Source organism: Amycolatopsis kentuckyensis (assembly GCF_002155975.1).
Classification (GTDB): domain Bacteria; phylum Actinomycetota; class Actinomycetes; order Mycobacteriales; family Pseudonocardiaceae; genus Amycolatopsis; species Amycolatopsis kentuckyensis.
Genome location: NZ_MUMI01000800.1, coordinates 1 through 2,191, shown reverse-complemented (window position 1 = coordinate 2,191; position 2,191 = coordinate 1). Strand labels below are relative to the sequence as shown.

The window sequence follows — 2,191 nt, the reverse complement described above, 5'->3', positions numbered from 1 at the left end:
AACCCACGTGATCAGAGCCGGAACTCGCGTGATCAGGCCCGGGACTCGCGTGATTGAACCCGTAACTCGCGAGTTCCGGCTTCAGTCACGCGAGTTCCGGGTTCAGTCACGCGAGTTCGGGGTTCAATCACGCGAGTTACGGCTTGGATCACGCGGGTTCGGGTTCCGGACACGCGGGTTCCGGCTTGGAGCATGTTGTGTTCTCAGGCGCCGGGCTTCGTTTCTCCGTTGGGCCGGCGGCGGTCGGCGATCTGGCGGAGGAAGGCCACCGGGTCCTCGTCGAGGCGGGTGAGGCTGCGGTGGCGGATCACCGCCGTCACCGCGGCCGTTCCCGCCGCCCACACCGCGATCACCAGGACCACCGCCGGGGCCGGCAGCACGCGGTCCAGGAACGCCAGGCTCACCGTCGCCGCCAGCGCCACCACTCGCGCGAGGGCGGCGTACCAGCGGTGCGAGCCCGCCGCGAACACCCGTGTTCCGGCCAGGTAGATCGCCAGGCCCGCCGTCGTGAACCAGGCCGCCGCGTGGGGTGGGGACTCGTGCAGGGCCACGTTCACCCCGGCCGCCATCAGCAGCAGCGCGAACGCCGGCGTCAGGTGCCCGCCCGCGTACAGCGAATACGCCAGGGCCGGGTTGCCGCCCGAAAACCCGAGCATGCGCTCGTAGATCTCCACCGCCGACGAGAAGTACACCCACCACAGCGCCCCCGCCAGGACGAGGCCGCCGGCCAGGGCCAGCCAGTACCCGAGGTCGTCGGCCGGACGCTCGAGCGCCGCCGTGCCGACCGTGATCACCAGCTCGCCGAGCAGCAGGATCATGAACAGCCCGAACCGCTCCGCGAGGTGCGCCGAGTCGACCGCCAGGTTCGGGTCGCGCGGGGGCGCCAGCATGAGCCGCCACCGGGTCTCGCGGCTGGGACGCTCGCCGCGGCGCCGTTCGCGGCCGTCGCCGAGCAGCAGGAACCCGGCCTCCTGCAGCAGCGCGACCGCCCACAGCGCCCACGAGTGCGGGATGACCGCCGAGACGCCGAACAGGGCGGCCGAAACCGCGTAGCCCACGCTGATCCGCCGCTGGTCGGCGCCGTCTCGCGGCCAGCGGTGCGCGGCCGCCAGGATCAGGCGGACCCCGGCCATCGCCGCGGCGAAGATCGCCGGGTGCCCTTCGAAGACGTGGTGCGCCTGCGTCGCGGCGATCCCGCACGGGATCGTGCCGGCGAGCACGAACAGCCGGTCGGCGACACGGCTGTCGTCGCCGCGGCGGTTGTACAGCACCGCGAAGCCGATCCATGTCCACCAGAGCGTCGCGAACAGGCCGAGCGCCGCCGCGGCACGCGCCCAGTGGGGGTCCGCGACGATGCCGTGCGCCACCTGGCCCACCGCGAACACGAAGACGAGGTCGAAGTACAGCTCCACCCACCCGACCCGCTTGCCGCCTGGTCTGTCCACATCGGTCACGGGGAATTAATAACACACTGTCGGAAACAATGGCCGAATTCGCCCCGGCGTGTGCTGTCGGTAATTCTGCCGCCAGTCGGTAAGCCGAGCCTGGTTTACCCCTGAGTAGGCCCGGGAGCTGGGCGAACGCGCTTGAACGGTGTGCAAGCAGCGACCGCCGGAACACGATCCGTGAACCGTGGAAACAATTCGATCGCCGCGTTCCGAAACGCCGCTCCGCAGGGTTGACAAGGACGCCGGGCGTGATGTCTTCTGCTGGTCGGCCTGATCAACGCCACGTCTTCCTGGGGTTTCACGTCCTGTCCGAGTTCGACGTCAGCCGTGCGAGCGCGGCTGGGAATCGAGCGATTCCGCCATGCACGAAAGCAGATCCACGCTCCGCCGCCCGGCGGACGCCGCGTGGTGGCCGGCGCACTGGAGCGTCCGCACCAAGATCAGCGTCGTCCTGCTGCTGCCGGTGCTGGTCGCGGTGGCGCTCGCGGAAATCCGGATCCAGGGCGAACTCGACCGGGCGACCGCGCTCACCGCGGCCCGCGACCGGCTGCCGGTGCTGCGCGACACGATCGACCTGACGGCGTCGCTGGGCGAGGAGATGGTCACCGCCGTCGCGGTCCCGGCGGGCGCGCCGGACACGCTGACCGCGGCGGTCGACGCGAAGGTGGCGGCGGTCCAGCGCGACGCCGGCTTCGCGCCGCTGCCCGGGGACACCGGCCGCGCGGATCCCGGCGAGCTTGCCC

Annotated in this window: 1 protein-coding gene and 1 pseudogene; one reads left to right on the top strand and one right to left on the bottom strand. The window is 71.2% G+C overall.

From position 1 onward, the window contains the following. Positions 1–203: 203 nt before the first annotated feature. On the bottom strand, positions 204–1,454 hold the full coding sequence (locus tag CCN39_RS48025; protein ID WP_086853865.1) for a low temperature requirement protein A: 1,251 nt from the start codon (positions 1,452–1,454) through the stop codon (positions 204–206). Positions 1,455–1,809: 355 nt separating this feature from the next. On the opposite strand from CCN39_RS48025, the pseudogene CCN39_RS48020 reads away from it, so the two are divergent. Continuing rightward, positions 1,810–2,191, top strand: a pseudogene (locus tag CCN39_RS48020) (histidine kinase); the annotation flags it as partial.